Annotated in this window: 1 pseudogene; it reads right to left on the reverse strand. The window is 51.9% G+C overall.

Annotation, left to right across the window (positions count from 1 at the left end):
- A pseudogene (locus tag L6J37_RS21180) lies at positions 1-1245 on the reverse strand (FG-GAP repeat protein); the annotation flags it as partial.

The raw sequence follows: 1245 nt of genomic DNA on the forward strand, positions 1-1245 counted from the left end.
CTGCCCTCTAGGTAGTCAGTCACGATCGTACATTGGTTGCCGACCGAACTGGTCACAGAGGTGTCACTGCCTCCAAGCGCTGAACCACCAAAGTAATCAAAATTACTCACTGAGTTTTCAACGTTTGGTAGCTTGCCATTGAAGCCAAAGCTCTTGCGCAACTTGTTGGCCGACTCTTTGGTGTAAACAAAGATCTTGCCCGTGTCCGTCATATCCGGTTTATCATAACCCGGCGCAGAAAAGACCATCTGAATCGTCGGATCTTGAGCATCTAATGCGGTTACCGCCGCTAGGTTGGTCCCAAACGCATCGCCCCCATGCACGCCCGGCGCTTTCACATACTTGAAGAAGCTGTACGCCACTTTGGTGTTAGCGTAATTGTTGTCGTTGTAGATGTAAGCCGCCCCCGAATCCAGAGCCTGATTGTTGGTCAAACCGGGGTTTTGACATGGGGCTTTGTTGTTTGCGCCATCCACATGCGTGCCGCAGTTATCTTCACCAGGCGCACCGATCATCAGACCACCCACACTGTCGATGAACAAGTTAGCGCCGAACTGATCGTTCGCGTCAGGGTTTGGCGCTTTGATGTAGGCCACTTCCTTCAAATTGGTATTGTTGTCATCGTAAGCAAACACATAAACCGCGCCAGACTTGCCAATCCGGTTGTCCAATTTGACATTACTGTTAAGCGGCGAGTTACCACAAACACTTTCACCATTGATTTTCTTGTTAGGGTTTTGCTGCGCCCCATCAATCCCTGCTGAGCAGCCAGACTCCCCTGGCGCACCAATCACGATTTTGTCATCTTGATGATCAAACGACAGTGCGCTGCCAAACAAATCCCCCGCGTCGGTGTTTGAGGCTTTAATGTACTCTTTCAGCACCCACTGCCCATTCTCTCGCGCATAGTGATACACAGCCCCAGAATCCCTCGCCGAGTTATCCCACAGGCTTGGGTTAGGATTTGTCCCACACACGGAGCCATAACCAAGGCGTTGATTTGCGTTCGCCCCCTGGCCACCCACACCGGTACCGCAGTTATCTTCACCCGGGGTACCCACAAGCAGTTGATCCCCATCGGAGTCCAATGCCAAGGCAGAACCAAACATATCACCAGGATCGGTGTTTGGCGCTTTTAGGTACGCATCCAGCACCCAAGTGTTGTTGCTTTTTTTATAGATGTACACCGCCCCTGAGTCTCGGGCACTGTTGTCATCCATACCCGGGTGTACGTACTGGCCGCAG

The sequence above is a fragment of the Photobacterium sp. WH77 genome, from assembly GCF_022014395.1.
GTDB classification, from domain to species: Bacteria; Pseudomonadota; Gammaproteobacteria; order Enterobacterales; family Vibrionaceae; genus Photobacterium; species Photobacterium arenosum.